The sequence below is a fragment of the Candidatus Kuenenia stuttgartiensis genome (assembly GCF_900232105.1).
Classification (GTDB): Bacteria; Planctomycetota; Brocadiia; order Brocadiales; family Brocadiaceae; genus Kuenenia; species Kuenenia stuttgartiensis_A.
Genome location: NZ_LT934425.1, coordinates 3,656,080 through 3,671,849, shown reverse-complemented (window position 1 = coordinate 3,671,849; position 15,770 = coordinate 3,656,080). Strand labels below are relative to the sequence as shown.

16 protein-coding genes are annotated in these 15,770 nt (G+C 41.6%); 7 read left to right on the top strand and 9 right to left on the bottom strand.

Annotation, left to right across the window (positions count from 1 at the left end; all coding sequences use genetic code 11):
* Positions 1-295 precede the first annotated feature (295 nt).
* The 3 genes from KSMBR1_RS17095 to KSMBR1_RS21230 are packed head-to-tail and all read right to left on the bottom strand — an operon-like array spanning position 296 to position 1,609.
* Positions 296-529, bottom strand: coding sequence for a group II intron maturase-specific domain-containing protein (locus tag KSMBR1_RS17095; protein WP_230408013.1), 234 nt, complete (start codon positions 527-529; stop codon positions 296-298).
* Positions 530-533: 4 nt separating this feature from the next.
* The gene (locus tag KSMBR1_RS17090; RefSeq protein ID WP_197705239.1) at positions 534-1,415 is read right to left on the bottom strand and encodes a transposase; all 882 of its coding nucleotides are present in this window, start codon (positions 1,413-1,415) and stop codon (positions 534-536) included.
* Positions 1,416-1,447: 32 nt separating this feature from the next.
* A complete protein-coding gene (locus KSMBR1_RS21230; RefSeq protein WP_157820689.1) occupies positions 1,448-1,609 on the bottom strand; it encodes a hypothetical protein in 162 nt (53 codons plus the stop codon).
* A 340-nt stretch (positions 1,610-1,949) separates the two neighbouring features.
* Between KSMBR1_RS21230 and KSMBR1_RS17085 the strand changes: the two genes are divergently transcribed.
* The 3 genes from KSMBR1_RS17085 to KSMBR1_RS17075 all read left to right on the top strand — a co-directional run bounded on the left by KSMBR1_RS17085 (position 1,950) and on the right by KSMBR1_RS17075 (position 2,976).
* Positions 1,950-2,255, top strand: coding sequence for a hypothetical protein (locus tag KSMBR1_RS17085; RefSeq protein WP_099326407.1), 306 nt, complete (start codon positions 1,950-1,952; stop codon positions 2,253-2,255).
* Between the two features lie 65 nt (positions 2,256-2,320).
* Positions 2,321-2,656, top strand: coding sequence for a type II toxin-antitoxin system HicA family toxin (locus KSMBR1_RS17080; protein ID WP_197705238.1), 336 nt, complete (start codon positions 2,321-2,323; stop codon positions 2,654-2,656).
* A complete protein-coding gene (locus KSMBR1_RS17075; protein WP_099326406.1) occupies positions 2,647-2,976 on the top strand; it encodes a type II toxin-antitoxin system HicB family antitoxin in 330 nt (109 codons plus the stop codon). Before KSMBR1_RS17080 ends, KSMBR1_RS17075 begins: the two co-directional genes overlap by 10 nt.
* A 669-nt stretch (positions 2,977-3,645) precedes the next feature.
* Here KSMBR1_RS17075 and KSMBR1_RS17070 read toward each other — a convergent pair.
* From KSMBR1_RS17070 to KSMBR1_RS17050, 5 genes are all read right to left on the bottom strand, one after another.
* Complete coding sequence (locus tag KSMBR1_RS17070) at positions 3,646-3,864, bottom strand: type II toxin-antitoxin system HicA family toxin (RefSeq protein ID WP_099326405.1); 219 nt, start codon at positions 3,862-3,864, stop codon at positions 3,646-3,648.
* Positions 3,861-4,061, bottom strand: a complete 201-nt coding sequence (locus tag KSMBR1_RS17065) for a type II toxin-antitoxin system HicB family antitoxin (protein WP_099326404.1) — start codon at positions 4,059-4,061, stop codon at positions 3,861-3,863. The genes KSMBR1_RS17070 and KSMBR1_RS17065 overlap by 4 nt, the downstream gene beginning before the upstream one ends.
* Positions 4,062-4,384: 323 nt before the next feature.
* Positions 4,385-5,884 (bottom strand): multiheme c-type cytochrome, encoded by a 1,500-nt coding sequence (locus tag KSMBR1_RS17060; RefSeq protein WP_099326403.1) that lies wholly within the window; start codon positions 5,882-5,884, stop codon positions 4,385-4,387.
* 308 nt (positions 5,885-6,192) lie between these two features.
* Positions 6,193-7,389, bottom strand: coding sequence for a sensor domain-containing diguanylate cyclase (locus KSMBR1_RS17055; protein ID WP_099326402.1), 1,197 nt, complete (start codon positions 7,387-7,389; stop codon positions 6,193-6,195).
* Positions 7,390-7,803: 414 nt separating this feature from the next.
* A complete protein-coding gene (locus KSMBR1_RS17050) occupies positions 7,804-8,592 on the bottom strand; it encodes a sulfite exporter TauE/SafE family protein (protein WP_099326401.1) in 789 nt (262 codons plus the stop codon).
* Positions 8,593-9,309: 717 nt separating this feature from the next.
* On the opposite strand from KSMBR1_RS17050, the gene KSMBR1_RS17045 reads away from it, so the two are divergent.
* From KSMBR1_RS17045 to KSMBR1_RS17030, 4 genes are all read left to right on the top strand, one after another.
* The gene (locus KSMBR1_RS17045; RefSeq protein WP_099326400.1) at positions 9,310-9,828 is read left to right on the top strand and encodes a pyridoxamine 5'-phosphate oxidase family protein; all 519 of its coding nucleotides are present in this window, start codon (positions 9,310-9,312) and stop codon (positions 9,826-9,828) included.
* Between the two features lie 231 nt (positions 9,829-10,059).
* Positions 10,060-10,338, top strand: a complete 279-nt coding sequence (locus KSMBR1_RS17040; protein WP_099326399.1) for a peptidylprolyl isomerase — start codon at positions 10,060-10,062, stop codon at positions 10,336-10,338.
* A 30-nt stretch (positions 10,339-10,368) separates the two neighbouring features.
* Complete coding sequence (locus KSMBR1_RS17035; RefSeq protein ID WP_099326398.1) at positions 10,369-10,614, top strand: HP1242/YdcH family protein; 246 nt, start codon at positions 10,369-10,371, stop codon at positions 10,612-10,614.
* A gap of 133 nt (positions 10,615-10,747) precedes the next feature.
* Positions 10,748-11,929 (top strand): DUF362 domain-containing protein, encoded by a 1,182-nt coding sequence (locus tag KSMBR1_RS17030; protein WP_099326397.1) that lies wholly within the window; start codon positions 10,748-10,750, stop codon positions 11,927-11,929.
* A 276-nt stretch (positions 11,930-12,205) separates the two neighbouring features.
* Here KSMBR1_RS17030 and fdhF read toward each other — a convergent pair whose 3' ends face one another.
* A complete protein-coding gene (fdhF, locus tag KSMBR1_RS17025) occupies positions 12,206-14,896 on the bottom strand; it encodes a formate dehydrogenase subunit alpha (protein ID WP_099326396.1) in 2,691 nt (896 codons plus the stop codon).
* Positions 14,897-15,770 lie beyond the last annotated feature (874 nt).

The following is a 15,770-nucleotide window of genomic DNA, read 5'->3' as shown; positions in this document are numbered from 1 at the left end:
TGCTGCCCGATTCCCTCCTAAGAACTGTACGTGATAGTTTCCCATCATACAGCTCAAGCATTTCAATAAGCTGCCCTTGTGGGACAACCCGACTGTTTTACCTCGATGCTATCATTGCCTGATATTGGCGATGTGATAGCGCACCAAGCAGACGTGATTCCTTACTGTTTCTCCTTCTCCAGAAATAATTACTGTATTCAGAAAGGTAAGGAGTTGCTTCTGCTTTAATCTTTATATGCCTTTTTATCCCTATAGAGCTTACCCGAATTATTTTTAAAATTCGAGTCTTCTCTTTTTACTTGTGTAAGATTGAAAAGACATGTTTTCCTGCGGCTGACCAGTACTTTTTTATTAGCCAGCCTTTGGTCTTGTTCTGATGCCTTCTTCTTACCATACGCCATAGTTGTTCAAAGATATAGGTGTCAACACGGCTGAATGCTTCCGATGAGACAACATGCCTGTGATAATTAGCCCAACCTCGTAGAACAGAGTTGAGCTTTTCAAACAAGGCTTCAATAGGAGCACTCACATGTTTACGTATAATGTCCCCTACTTTTCTGATGAGAGATTGAACTCCCTCTTTGGGGTTGGTAAATCGGGTCGGACCAAGCTAACCTGTTGCGTTGACTATGTTTCCCCCCCCAACAATACATGTTTTCATGCCTTAGAAGATCTTTTTTGGCACTTAAATGAGCCTTGTAAGGAACAATCGGTTCTTTAAGTACAAACTTATCGTTACCCTCCTCTACCTTGCGTCCATGTGCTTTTAAACCTAACTTAACCTTCGTATCTTCTACAAATCGCCTACTCCCTACTGCGATACTTGCTGTCCAACAGGACTCTCTCCTGAGGCCATTATCATTAATGGCAGCTTCTACCCATTGTTTATATTCATGCCTCAGTTGTTCCTTGTTGGATAACCCACATAATTCAATCAAGCCTTTTATGTCTATTAAGGCGTATCTATCCGGTGGGTTTTGTATCTCATCATATCCACTCATTGCCCATTCACACGGATGCTTTACAACACCAGCCCTGACCATATTCAAATCAATATACATCATACATCTTATCAAATGTATGTCAGTTTCTATTGCCGTTGCGTGATATCTGTCTTCCCAAAATGCACCCTTACGCTTTTTTCTTTGATTATACTCCTGTGCAGTTCTCCCCGCTACCAATTGGATACTCTTCGGAATAACCTCACGACCATTGTCAATAACCAATAGATGAATATGATTTGATGTGACAGTATAGTTTAATATCCTTAATCCAAATCTCTTTTTAGCTTCAAACAGCCAGTACATCCAACGCTTACGATCTTTCAGAAATTTCAAAAGAAATTCTTTTTTATGGCATCTATGAGTAATATGCCAAACATAATTTGGGATATAATGTCTATTTGCACGTGCCATAACAAAAATTACTTAAACAACTCTTTTCTGTACTAAAAATAGGTATTTAAGGATAAAAATGTCACCCCTTTAAAGGTTATCTCTTTGTGCAGCGATAGTTGCTGTGCTGTTGCTGAAAGGGCTTCACGAAGACGGTTCATGAGTTTCGGCTTGCGGTCCATTTCCGACTTGTCTGGTGGACATTTGATGGTCATGTTCGAACTTGTTGTTACGAAGAGAGCTTCCTGTATTGTCTTCTCCCCTTGGCGAAATCAAGATGATAGGAAATTGCTTTTGCTTTAAAAAGGAAGATACTACAAAAATAAAGAAGAATGCAAGCTTTTTTTTGGTTATTCTGAGGAGTGAACGGGAAGGAATCTCTCCATACACATCAACCTAACCTTTATTAAGGGGAAATATGGGAACACGTCCCTTATTCTCCTACCAGATCAAACAAAATATGGGAAGTGTGTCCCCCTATCCCCCATACGGAACGAAAGGATAAAATACGTATTATCAATTGCAGAAAGGCAACAGCACGCGAAAGAAGATTTTATGAAGAAGGTATCCACTAAAGGCTCGTTGAGGGAAGAAGATATGAGGTCGGAATACGATTTTCCCAGTATGAAAAGAGCGGTACGGGGAAAACACTACAAAGCGTATCGTTCGGGTCATAAAGTTGAGATACATCAGGCTGATGGCACTATCTCAGTACAGTATTTTAAGCTTGAAGATGGAGCAGTTCTGTTGGCGCCGGACGTAAAAAAATATTTTCCTGATTCGGAAGCGGTCAACAAAGCACTTAGATCATTGATCGAGATTATTCCATCTAAACGGCGAATAACTGCCAACATCAAATGACAATCAGCCGCGTAACAAGTCGCTCAAGCGGACGGCAAAAACCAGCCGGCGCTTAGTTCGGCGTTATGTGTCAAAACAATATAAATGCCCAATCACATTCTAGCCTTGACAATGATATCATTAATGATACTATCTTAAAATGGAGCAAGATAAAAGATATTTTAGAACAGATGCGCCAAAGCCCTAATAATGTAAGATTCAATGATCTTTGCGCAGTTTGTGATAATTATTTTGGAGACGCACTTCAAAGGGGAAGCAGTCATCGAGTATATAAAACACCATGGCTGGATAACCCGCGGATAAATATACAGAATAATAAAGGAAAGGCTAAAGCATATCAAGTGAAACAAGTGCTTATGGCCGTTGAAAGATTGGAGATTGGAGATAAATTATGGCACTGAAAAATGATCATTATACTTATCGTGTTACATGGTCGGCAGACGACAATGAATATGTAGGATTATGTGCAGAATTTCCAGGCTTAAGCTGGCTTGCAAAAACTCCTGAGGGAGCATTAAGAGGCATACGCAAAGTTATTGCTGATGTAATAGATGATATGAAAAGAAACGGTGAGGAAATACCAGAGCCAATTGCTAATAGAACTTATAGCGGTAAGTTTATGGTGCGAGTTCCACCAGAAGAACATAGAAAACTTGCGATACAAGCCGCAGAAGCAGGAGTCAGTATAAACCGCCTTGCCAGTGCAAAATTAAGCAAATAATACACATAACCAGTCACTTAAGCTAACCGCAAAAAGACACGCGGTAGCTTAGCTCAACGTTAGCCATAGAAGAGAGAATTGTAGAAAATATGGACAAAATGCCCATTGTCAATATTCTGCGTGTCGGACTATCCGGTCTATGCTTCTTACAGGAAATACAGGGACACTTCCCTTATTTTCCCACCATATCAAGCAAGAAATATGGGATATGTCCATAATTCTCCCAACGTTTCCGTTTTCAATGTACGATTTTAGATTTACAATTTACGATTTTTAAATCGTACTTCGTACATCGTAAATCATACATCAAATGCCATTACGGTTATGAACATTTCGGCGTGCCGGATTTGTCGCTCAATGCCCGGATTCGCATTTTTTTGAATATTCATATATTTCGTGAAAATTCTTCGTCAACTGCCACCATCCATTTTTAAAAGTAGCATGGTCTGCGCCTATCATGGCAGACGCAAACCGTATTGAATTTGCATAAAAGAACCATTCTTTTACCCACAACAATTCGATCAACTCATCAAATGGAAATATGGAAATATAGGGACACTTCCCTTATTTTCCCCAGATCAATCAATCAATAAGGGAAATGTCCCTATATTTCCTATATTTATCCATAGATTTTTCATCAAATTAATATCAAATTGCAAAATTTGTGCTTTATGAAAGGTCGTTTGGAGTTAGTCCTGTATGCTTTGAAATTCTCGCAAGCATACGAGGGCCAATTTCTTCTTTGTCATGAAAGGCAAAAACATAATCAGGCCATCCTTCCCTCTCCAGAACCCTATGAGATGTTTTGTCATGTCGCTTAATATTCCATCCGAGTCTCATTAACGCCCTCAGGACAAGGCGAGCTTTTTTAGAAGGCCATTGACTCATACAGGTGCCACAAAAAGTGCGTCAAGTTCGGGGATTTGATCGCCGTGTTCAACCCGATCAGCCATCACGCGAAGCGCCAAAACTTCCACTTTAGAAATAGCATCTTCCCGGTTACTTCCATAAACCACAACTCCGGGCAATTGCTTAATTTCAGCTATCCAGCGACCATCTTCCTCCCGTTCTAATTCAATATTCATTGATTACGCCTCCTGTTTAAAAGTCTAATAATACCCAAATATTTAATTCCGACTTCTTTCTCTGATACAAATGCGAGTTTCTGTCTTTCAAACCCCTTCTTTACACATATTTTATTTCAAAATGTTTTCAATTGCATTATATACCATTTGGGGTTCAATATAATTCATGCAAGACTTACTTTGCATACATCTTGGACTCAAACGATGTACGATTTTAGATTTACTATTTACGATTTACGATTTTTAAATCGTACTTCGTACATCGTAAATCGTACATCAAATGCCGTTACGGTTATGAACATTCAGCATGCCGGATTTGTCGCTCAATGTCCGGATTCGCATTTCTTTGAATATTCATATATTTCGTGAAAATTCTCCGTCAACTGCCACCATCCATTTTTAAAAGTAGCATGGTCTGCGCCTATCATGGCAGATGCAAACCGTATTGAATTTGCATAAAAGAACCATTCTTTTACCCACAACAATTCGATCAATTCATCAAACGGATTCGATGCGTCTGCAAAACCGTTATCCCACATGTTTTTCATAAGATTTGTCGTATTTAAAACCATAGTGTCGGTTTCTATTATTGTTGTATCGAGTTTTTCAAAGTGGCCCATAACCCAGTCGGTGCTATGGCAGCTATTGCATACTTTTTTCATTTCTTTTTTCCGCAGTAATTGTTCCTCTTCATCAATCAAATATTCCACAGCCGGTTCATTCATAAATGTCACAGGCAAAGGCAAACCATCTTTATTTTCTATTTCATATGTTTTCCCGTTTTTAGGTTGGGGGTGAGAATAAATAAGACCAAATATCCTGACCCATAAACGTGAGCCAAAATCATGCGTGCGGGATACAACTTCCTTCCCTTCGGGTGTGACAAGCAAACTATTGTGGCATGCTGCACAGGTAGGGGCTTGAAAATCTTTGCCAACCTTCCATGGAACGTTGTTCCAATTCCACGTATCCTGTTTTGTAAGAAATATGTTTCCATGTTTACTCTCACAGTACACTTCATACGCCGGTATATCCGGTTCGAGGTGGCATTGTGAACATGTATATGGTTTTCTTGCTATTTCAATGGAGAAACTATGTCTTGGGTGGCATGCCGTACAGGCGCCGCGACTCCCGTCGGGATTAATCCTTCCTACGCCCTGATTAGGCCAATTCTGCAGGTTGGGAACTTCAATGCTTCCAGTGTTTGTTTGTATTTCTTTCATGCCATCCACTGTTATTTCAGTGCCATGGCACGCATAGCATGTTTCCCGTCTTGAATTTTCCGATGGGATTAAACATCGTATTGATTTATCGCCTACTTCTTTTATACCCGGAATCGCATCAACAAATTTTTGGTAAACGGGGTTTTCCCGCAGATTATCCAACGCGTATGCTTTCTTGCTGCCGGAGAATTGTTCTACCTCTACTGCATGGCATGTCCTGCAATCGTTTGGAGATACAATTACATTGATCCAAAACCCGAAATGCTCAAAACTGTCCTTGTGTTGTGAAATATTCTGACTATGGCATTCATAACATCCAACGACAACCGGACGAATGTCTTCCGGTATTGTTTGGCTCGAAACCCTTCTCTCTAATGCCGTTTTTTTAAGGGCGATTTCTGGAGTTATTTTCGAGTGCCTGCTTGTTTTCCAGTCTTCCACAATGCCTGGTGTCACGTTTTTATGACATAATATACATATCTTTGTCTGTTCGCTCACCGCATACGGCAAATCATGTTGTGATTTGCCAATAGCATATATTTTTGAAGTAAGAAGAAAAACTGAAAATAAAAGCAATGCACAAATAGATATCTTTTTCATAGACGTCTCCCTTCTATTTATGGTTATCATTCTGTGCGTAATCGCACGCAGAGAGATGCAACGCACAGGCGGGTCGATATTAAAATGCTATATTAAATTGTCTGAAAATATAGTAAGAATTTAATTTTTTGAAAACGTAGGGGCGAAGCATTAGTATGTTTGGTTATAAACGCATGTGTGCCGGTTATAGCAAATGCTTCGCCCCTACATCGTGCGGCGAAACATCGTTATTATTTGAATTTTTCAAAAAAACTAAAGTGTTACAGAATAGATACTTTTAGCTATACCGTGCATTTGTAGGAGTGGCATCAGACGCATTCACCGCGAAGAGAATCTTCGCTAAAAGATGAAAATTGATAATTATTTTTACCCGATTCTTTTGCACGGTATAACGCTATGTCTGCGCTTTTTAATAATGTATTCACGTCTTTGCCATTATCAGGATACTGCGCAATTCCAATGCTAATGGTAATGCTTATTGTGTTGCCGTCGAGCACTACCGGCTGTCTTACCGCTTCAAGTATTTTGTCAGCTACGCTTATTATATTGCTTTCATGCTCTACCTGCGTCAGTAAAACCGTAAATTCATCACCACCCATCCTTGCAATCGTATCTGATTTTCGGACGGTCTGGTTTAATCTATACGCAATTTCCCTAAGCAATTGGTCGCCTGTCTGGTGACCAAAGGCATCATTAACCTCTTTAAATCCATCGAGATCAAGAAACATTACTGCAAGCCTTTGCCGGTACCGGTTCGCATTTGAAATGGCCACATACAGGCGATCATTAAATAGCCTTCTATTGGGAAAGTTCGTAATTTCATCAAAATACGCCATGTGTGTAATCACTTCTTGCGTCCACAGATGCTGGACAGCAATGGCATATAAGATTGCAATACGTTCCAACAACTGAATATCTTTTCCGGAATAGCCGTTTGCAGCATTACCCACAGTTATCTGCCCTACAATTATCTCGCCGAGCATGGCAGGCGCTGATAAAAAATGCTTTAATGATGCATTCTTATTTAATGACGCCTCCGACCTTGCATCATTTAACGGGTCGTTTGATAGAAGAGGTTTTTTGTTTTCAAGCACCCATCCCCATAGCCCCTGGAATTCATCAACCCCGATGTTTCCTTCCGGTATATTAAATATTTTGGAAACTTCGGGTGTTATTGCAGGAGAAACAAAGCTGTTTGTTTGCTTGTCAATATATCCGACATAGCCAACAGGACTGTTTGTCAGACATTTTGCATATTCCAAAACAAGCGCCGACAAACTTTCAATTGAGTTTTCCGGTTTTACCAATGCCTTTGATAAATCTACCAGCGCTGCATTAGCTTTTGCCTCCCATGCAGCGGCTTCTTCCGCCTGTTCAACTTTTAATTGCCGCGTCTCGTATTCACTCAATTTTTGACGCAATATCTTTATCTCTTCAATCAGTTGTTGCTTTGTCTTTATTTCGTCCATACTGCCCGCAGTATTTGTTTTATCTTTAATGTCCATACGATATGAAAACCTCCCCTCCTCCCAATAATCGATTAATTTGTGCCTTCATCAGTCTACCGTCGGCAATCTGCAATCAGCAATCGGCAATCGGCAGTCTACGGACTGAAAACCGTTACACGTTCTTATAGCACTTAATTTCAAAATAGTATAATAAAAAAACGGCATTTGTTCAGCATAAATCGGCAAAATCTAAACCTCCCGATAAGTTGTGGCAGTCTACAGTCTACAGCCTACAGCCTACAGTCGGCAGTCGGCAGTCGGCAAGTTGTAGATTGAGGACTGAGGATTATTTTCGTGCCTGGTTGGTTCTGGCTATGCCAGCTTAGGAGATAGTAAAAAAAGCCCCACTATAGCCAAAAGCATCAATTATTCAAAAAACGGTCACCTCTCACACAGAGCAGGGCATGTAGATCAGACAATCCCCGTCCCCAGTATGAATGCCAACACAAACAATAATATCCCGACAATACGTTTGATTGTGCGCATAGTAATTTTCTTTATGAGGCGCGAACCGATAAATGCGCCGGTAAATGCGGTCAAAATAGCCGCCGCAATTAGTCCATACCCAATCTGTCCACGAATGACATGAATGTTTTGCGAAAAGAATGTGACCCCATAAGCAGCAAGCCGCGTTACATCCACCACGACTGCAGAAACAACCATCGTCCCTATGAACGCCTCTTTTTTCAGTCCGATTCGTATCAGAAATGCAGTACGCAATGCCCCCTGATGTCCGGATAATCCGCCAAAGAATCCCGATAGCATCCCGCCAAGCGGAATATATTTTGGATGGAATGAGAGTGTTTCAAAAGAGGGCACCAATTCGAGGATTGCAAAGATTGCAATAAGAACGGCGATAATCAATTTTAAAAAAGTAATAGAAAAGACTTTTCCGGCAAGCACATACTCGGCGAGAGGCTGCATGCCGCTGAAATAGTTCAGTAATAACGCCCCGACGATAGCCATGCCTGATGCGGGAATAGCAAATGTAAGTACGACCCGAATGTCCGCCCTCTTCCCGACCAGCACGACTTTAAATATATTGTTTGCAAGATGGACGAAGGCCGTTGCGCCAATGGCCACCTCCAGTGGGAAAAAAAGCGCAAAGGCCGGCATAAGCAGTGTCCCCAAACCAAAACCGGAAAAGAGAGTTAAGGCGGATACTATCAGTGAAACCGTGCAAATTATCAGATAAACCATGTATTTTCCTCTTTTTTCGGCAAAATATTTAATGGTGAAATACGAAATTCTAAGCACGAAATACGAAACAAATTCAAAAATACAAAATCCCAATGAAAAAACGGGTTTTGAACATTTGAAAATTGAAATTTGGGGTAACTATTCATCGTAAACGATACACGGCTCGTTCCCAAACATATACTTCACTATGTTCAGTACAAGGTTTGGCAACGAGTTGCGCTCTGATCTCCGGTAGTTTAATAAATCACGCTGAATAGTTACCAATATTTCATCGATTGGTTTACTACATATAAAATGTTTTCCGCTTTTGTAAAAAGAAATGCAAGGCAAGCCACTTTATTCTTTTGCATTGAAAATAAAGATATATTTTGTTATCTATTTCAAAGACCTGAAAAAATATTTTATTCTTTAGGTGTTTTCATATTATAAGCTCTATGTGAGTTTGGGATGAAGCATGCCCTCTATTGGTTCTGTAGCGGGGTTTTGCGGTTATGAGTATCAACAGAGAAAACTATACGTTTATGTCGCATTTAAAATAGGCGCCTGTTATAATTATCAGGTGCGTGGCGAGTATTTTTATTTGATAATCTGTCACTACCTGCGCCGGATTACGATGATGTGTGTTTGGACAATTTCCCCATATTGTTATTTCCCTTATTGTCTTATAAGTAAATTTTGACAACGTAATTTCCACAGGGTCATTAATAAAGGTATGAAATGTCAGAATCTTTTAATGAACTTAACAAGGAATTGCAAGAGTTTATTTCCCGGCAGAAGATGTTTTTTGTTGCAACTGCTCCTGAAAATGGCAATATTGCTATTTCTCCAAAATGCATGGATACATTCAGGTGTTTAGACCGCAAGACGATTATTTACCTGGACTTGAAAGGCAGTGGGAATAATACCGCTATGAACATACAAGAAAATGGCAGAATGGCGATGATGTTCTGCAGCTTTGACAAAGATCCCATGATACTTCGTTTATATGGGAAAGGCGAAGTGGTCCGGCAAGACGACGTGAAGTGGAGCGAATACTACCGGCATTTTCAGCATATTCACGGGAAACGCCAGATTATCCTGCTTAAAATCAATTCAGCACAGACTTCCTGCGGAACCTCTGTTCCTGTTTATGAGTTTAAAAGGGAACGGTCAAAGCTGAATGCGTGGGGAAAACTTAACATTATGGAGATTGGCAAACAAATAGTAAGTAAATTCCTGAAGACAGGTATAGTCTAAAATTTGTACTGCTATTTTTTATGAATAGTTTATGTGGTGTGTGGAACAACTCCATAAATCCCCCTTGTGGAGTTGCTGAAGGCCTTCTTCAACACCGCTCTTAACCGGGGAAAAAGAATTATTGGCCTAACATGTGTGAACGAGAGCCAGAAATAAAATTCGGCTTTTATGCAATTTTTCAGTGAAATAGTACAGATAATTAATCATTTTAAACTACGAAAGGAGTACCGCATGGTAAGAGCACGGGCGCGTCATATTCTGGTTTCAACTCAACAGGAATGCGAAGATATTAAATCAAAAATTCAAAATGGAGAAGAATTTGCAACAATGGCCCAGCAGTATTCGCAATGTCCATCAGGCAAACAGGGAGGAGATCTTGGAGAATTCGGACCAGGGCAAATGGTTAAGGAATTTGACCAGGTAGTATTCAGGGATGAAGTAGGAAAAGTTCACGGACCAATCTGTACGCAATTTGGCTACCACCTTATAGAAATTACCAGTCGAGCTTAATTCGTTAAAACGTAAGAAAGAGGATGCACAATGCAAAGCGAACACCATGCCCTCGCAAATGAATTTCCTGAATTTAGGGACAAAATCCATGACCTTAAAATGTCTGACGAACACTTTCAAAAACTTTTTGATGAGTACCACAAACTCGATCGGAAGGTGTACCGTGTTGAATACGATATCGAACCACGGTCGGACACTGCGCTTGAAGAACTAAAAAAACGCAGGCTTGCTTTAAAAGATGAGCTTTACAATATTCTAAAACATAGTGTTTCTTAATCATGAGTACAGCAAAATCATCGAAAATAAAAGGATCCTCTCCCTATCCACATCTTTAAGGCGCTTCCTTAAATGGTCCACCATCTGTAAACATTTACATTGTGATATAGGGGAGCACAAAGAGACGTATGCAATGTATCCAGAGAGATGTTATTTTCCCGGGAAACAGATACTGATAACACCAAAAAGAGAGAAATGTATGCGTGTACGATGCAAGGATTATACCAGAAGAGATTTTCTCAAGGGAACGGCAGGAACATTTGCCATGAGCACTTTTCCTACCATTTTTACCAGTTACGGAGGACTTCAGCAAAAAAAACACTCCGTATACATTAAAAAATATACCTCTTACGACAAAAACGACTTTCAACAGCTTAAAAACTGTATTGGGGAAATGGTTGCAAGCCTGTATCAGATTAATCCCTTTTTTTCGTATGGGGATAAAATATCCCTTAAAATAAATCTTGTTGCAACCAAAGATTGTCTCGACCTGCCTGCTGGCGATACGTACGTTACAAATCCGCTGGTGGTGAAGGCGCTTGGAGAGGTATTGCTTGATCTTGGCGCTGGTTCATTATTTATCGTTGAAGGCTCCACACATCCATCAAATACAATGGAGGCATTCACGGCGCTTGGATATGACGTAATTGCCTCTCAACTCGAAGCAACATTGATTGATCTGAATAAGGCAGACCCTTATCCTGATTTCACTCATGTAGACATTGAAAGAGGGCTTATTTACAACTCTATCGCGGTGAACAATCATATTGCCGAAACAGATTGCCTTATCACCGTATCAAAATTAAAAGTCCACAGCTCGGCAGGAGTTACCCTGTCTTTGAAAAACATGATTGGTCTGTTGCCCATTCAAAAATATGGAACAAATGGAAATGGCGCACGCATGCAGTACGTACACTCTCCCGACCAAAGAACTCAAATCCCTTATAATATAGTGGATATTGCAAGGGCTTTTCCGATTGATTTTGCGTTTATAGACGGCATATCTGCCATCGATAAGGGCGAGGGTCCGTGGGTAAAAAACATCTCTTACGCAACTCCAGGGGTATTGGTAGCAGGCGATAATGCAGTTGCAGTGGATAGTATAGGAACCGCAATAATGGGGTTTTCACCGGAAACGGCTTACCCCTATCCTCCATTTGTGAATTGCTACAACCACATACAACTCGCAAGCAGTTACGGCCTTGGCTCTAATAATTTAAATGACATTGCCGTTTTGGGAGAAAAGGTAAAAGATGTAATGTATCCTTATACCCCTCCGGAGCAACAGGAAACTACTACAAAATCCTATCATTAAGCCGGAACCAAACAAGCAAGAAATAAAAAATCCGAAGTTCGAAGTACGAAATTCGAAACAAATTCCAAATTCCAAAATTCCAATTAAAAAACCGGGTTTTGAACATTTCCCCAGCTCGTTCCCGAACTCCTGGTTCACAAATGTATTTGAATACCATCACCGTTTAACCCTGACAGGGTTCCAAACCCTGTCAGGGTTGTTTCCTTTATATACTGGTGAAGCATATATACAATCGCGGCTATATCTCTGAAACAAAAATATAACCGTAGTGTTTGTTTACATTTTCTCTACCTTAACGGCACACACCTTATACTCCGGTGTAAGCGCAAGCATATCTTCTCCAGGCCCCGTTAACACATTCGTCGGTGTTTCAGGATAATGGAAGGATAGAAAGACGCTTCCCAAACGGGATTTTTCCGTTACCTCCGTCTTCACTTCCAGCGAACCACGCCTCGAAGATACTCTGACCTTCTCGCCTGATTTTATATCCAGTTTCGCCGCATCCGCCGGATGTATCTCCATAAACTCCTCAGAGTTTATGGCGCATATCTCCGGATTCCTCAACGACATCGATCCATTATTATACTGATACAGCCGCCGGCCGGTTGTCAGCAACAACGGATACTCTTCGTCCGGCAATTCTTCTGAAGGGGTATACATCAGGTCGTTAAACATACCCCTACCCCTTTTAAAGGTGTCTTTATGCAGTATCGGCGTTCCGGGATGATTCATGTCCCACACAGGCCACACTAACCCGTCTCCCTCCAGACGCTTGTAATTAATACCCGCCATATCAGGCGTCAGCTTCGCTATCTCATCCATAATCTCACTCGGATGATTATAACTCATAGGGTATCCCATTGCCGTGGCGATTGAACAAATAATATCCCAGTCCGATTTCGTTCCCTCCGGCAACGGTATAGCCTTATGTAGCCTCCGTACTCTTCTCTCCGCATTGGTAAACGTACCATCCTTCTCAAAGTAACAACTCGTTGGCAATACCACATGCGCAAGTTTCGCCGTCTCTGTCATGAATAGCTCCTGCACCGCCAGAAATTCAAGCTTGCTTATTGATGCCCTTACCTTGTTTATATCCGCCTGTGATATCGCCGGGTCATAGCCTATTATATACATCGCCTTCAAATCCCCGGATTCTATCGCACGGTACATCTGCGGCTCTTTCAAACCGGGCTTCTCCGGAAGCTTCTTTACCTTCCATGCTTCAGCATGCTTACGGTTGGCTTCCGGATCGTCCACCCTCTGGTAACATGCATATACGTCCGGCAATGCACCCATATCACACGACCCCTGTACGTTGTTCTGCCCACGCAGAGGGTTTATACCCGTATTCGGACGCCCAACATTCCCGGTTATTAGCGCCAGATTCGCCAAAGACATTACCCCGTGTGAACCCGCCTTGTGCTCCGTCATCCCTAACCCGTAAATGATCATACCCTTGTTCGTACCCGCATACATCCTTGCGGCTTTTATTATGTCTTCCTTCGGTACCCCGGTAATCGCCTCCGTCTCTTCAGGGGTATATTTGCTTACTACCTGCTTCAGCATTTCAAAGTTCTCGGTACGCCTTTCTATGAAGTCGTCATTCTGCAATCCCTCTTTTATGATTACATGAAGGAGTCCGTTTATGAGCGCCACATTTGTCCCTGCCCTTAACTGAAGGTGTATATCCGCATATTTGACCAGTTCTATTTTTCTGGGATCTATTACGATGAGTTTCGCTCCGTTCTGCCTCACCGCCTTTTTTATTTTTAACGCGGCTACCGGGTGGGCTTCCGTCGTGTTGGAACCGCTCACGATGAGCACTTCAGCGCCTTCAATATCGGCCAGTGAGTTTGTTGCCGCTCCGCTCCCAAGCGCAGCCCTCAGCCCCGTTACCGAAGGCGCATGACATACACGTGCACAATTGTCCATATTATTGGTGCCCATTACCACACGTGTAAATTTCTGGGCAAGAAAGTTTTCCTCGTTTGTACCCCTCGATGAACTCAGACACCCGAACGAATCCGGGCCGTACTTTTTCTTTATCTCCGAAAATCTCTTCGCCACAAGGCCGATTGCCTCTTCCCAGCTTGCTTCCCGAAACGGTTCGTTTATGTTATCACGCACAAGCGGCGTTTTTAAACGATCCTTGCTTGAATAAAATTCAAATCCATACCGCCCCTTAACACAGAGGCTCCCATAATTGGGCGCAGAGTTTATATCCGCCGTTACTTGTAATATTTCATTGTTTTTTATATGGAGCACCAGACTGCAACCCACCCCGCAGTAAGAACATACCGTCCTCACTTTTCTGGTCTCCCATGAACGCGCCTTCTTCATTACCGGCTTGTCCATTAACGCCCCCACCGGACAGACGGATACACAATGACCGCAGAACACACAACCCCCGTCCTGCATCGATTTCTCAAAGGCGGTTGATACCCTTGTCTTTATCCCACGATCCGAAAACGTCCACACATGCTGCCCCTGCACTTCATCGCATATCCTGACACATTTGCCGCACATTATGCACTTGTTCATGTCACGGTAAATGGCAGGATTAGACTCGTCAGGCGCAGGCACGGGATTCTGCTTCACAAACCGCGATGTCTTTACGTCATACTCATACATCAGGTTCTGCAGGCTACACTCCCCCGCCTTGTCGCAGGTAAGGCAATCATTGGGATGATTCGACCAGAGCAATTCCAGATTCAGCCGCCGGGAACGCAGCACCGCTTCGCTCCGGGTTGACACCTTCATGCCCTCCGATACAGGCGTCGCACACGAAGCCGCCAAATTGTCCTTCCCTTCCACTTCCACCACACATATCCTGCACGCCCCCGATGGCTTCAACCGCGGATCATGGCATAGTGTCGGTATCCGTATCCCAACCCGACGTGCTGCTTCCAGTATCGTCTGCGAAGGGTCTGCCTCCACACGCTTCCCGTCTATTATTACTGTCGTCATGTCTCCTCCTGCATTTTATAACTATCTCACATATAATTTGTAAAAAAATAGGTTTAGCATTAATGTACAAAAAGTCTAAATCGCCTGCAAAATTACGCGTTAAAATTTATTATGCCACACATTTAAAAAAGCATAAAGGTTTAATTATACAAAAATGAACCTTTTTATTTCAATTTTAAAAACATTAAACAAATTAAAAAAGGTTTGTTTTAGATAAGAGAGGTATTTATAATTCATCTTGAAATCCCTTAATATTAAATTATTTCCAAATAGTCATCATGTTGCATTGGCAGCACCCGGAAACGATGAAAATGGTTTTATAACCATCTCGTGTTGTAGTATCTGTACTTAAACTATTTTTCGTAGTCTTACTTTCGAGTCGGAAATGTCCGGCATTTCTGTTTCTGTACCGGTTCAAATGTATAGGGTCATCCAAAAAGGTATCAGCTTGTCATTGTGAGGGTCTTTTCCGAAGCAATCAGTATACTAAGAGATATTTCGTGACGTAAGAAACGCCATATCGCGGGAGAAGCAAATTAAGGGTGGCTCAAGGGCTAAAAAAAATAGAATTAATTAATGGAATGATGCAGGATGGAAGGATCTCTATGACGGTTTATGAGATTGCTTCGGAAAAAGCCCTCGCAATGACAGATGATGCCCTTGCAATGACAAACGGATGTGTTAGCAATGACAAACGGATGCCCTTGTTATGACAAAATAAGTCACTAGTCATCATGTTTCATTTGCAACACCCGGAAACGATGAAAATAGGCTTATAACCATATCGTGTTGTAGTATCTGTACTTAAACTATTTTTTGTAGTCTTATTTTCGAGCCGGTATCCTGAAAATAAATATGGAGACATGCCATTAAA

What these genes read in the sequence shown, in the direction of transcription:
- KSMBR1_RS17060 (WP_099326403.1), bottom strand. Translation starts at nt 5,884, where the DNA reads ATGAAAAAGATATCTATTTGTGCATTGCTTTTATTTTCAGTTTTTCTT.
- KSMBR1_RS17070 (WP_099326405.1), bottom strand. Translation starts at nt 3,864, where the DNA reads ATGAGTCAATGGCCTTCTAAAAAAGCTCGCCTTGTCCTGAGGGCGTTA.
- KSMBR1_RS21230 (WP_157820689.1), bottom strand. Translation starts at nt 1,609, where the DNA reads ATGACCATCAAATGTCCACCAGACAAGTCGGAAATGGACCGCAAGCCG.
- KSMBR1_RS17030 (WP_099326397.1), top strand. Translation starts at nt 10,748, where the DNA reads ATGTATCCAGAGAGATGTTATTTTCCCGGGAAACAGATACTGATAACA.
- KSMBR1_RS17035 (WP_099326398.1), top strand. Translation starts at nt 10,369, where the DNA reads ATGCAAAGCGAACACCATGCCCTCGCAAATGAATTTCCTGAATTTAGG.
- KSMBR1_RS17040 (WP_099326399.1), top strand. Translation starts at nt 10,060, where the DNA reads ATGGTAAGAGCACGGGCGCGTCATATTCTGGTTTCAACTCAACAGGAA.
- KSMBR1_RS17055 (WP_099326402.1), bottom strand. Translation starts at nt 7,389, where the DNA reads ATGGACATTAAAGATAAAACAAATACTGCGGGCAGTATGGACGAAATA.
- fdhF (WP_099326396.1), bottom strand. Translation starts at nt 14,896, where the DNA reads ATGACGACAGTAATAATAGACGGGAAGCGTGTGGAGGCAGACCCTTCG.
- KSMBR1_RS17045 (WP_099326400.1), top strand. Translation starts at nt 9,310, where the DNA reads ATGTCAGAATCTTTTAATGAACTTAACAAGGAATTGCAAGAGTTTATT.
- KSMBR1_RS17075 (WP_099326406.1), top strand. Translation starts at nt 2,647, where the DNA reads ATGGCACTGAAAAATGATCATTATACTTATCGTGTTACATGGTCGGCA.
- KSMBR1_RS17085 (WP_099326407.1), top strand. Translation starts at nt 1,950, where the DNA reads ATGAAGAAGGTATCCACTAAAGGCTCGTTGAGGGAAGAAGATATGAGG.
- KSMBR1_RS17050 (WP_099326401.1), bottom strand. Translation starts at nt 8,592, where the DNA reads ATGGTTTATCTGATAATTTGCACGGTTTCACTGATAGTATCCGCCTTA.
- KSMBR1_RS17080 (WP_197705238.1), top strand. Translation starts at nt 2,321, where the DNA reads ATGTGTCAAAACAATATAAATGCCCAATCACATTCTAGCCTTGACAAT.
- KSMBR1_RS17090 (WP_197705239.1), bottom strand. Translation starts at nt 1,415, where the DNA reads ATGGCACGTGCAAATAGACATTATATCCCAAATTATGTTTGGCATATT.
- KSMBR1_RS17065 (WP_099326404.1), bottom strand. Translation starts at nt 4,061, where the DNA reads ATGAATATTGAATTAGAACGGGAGGAAGATGGTCGCTGGATAGCTGAA.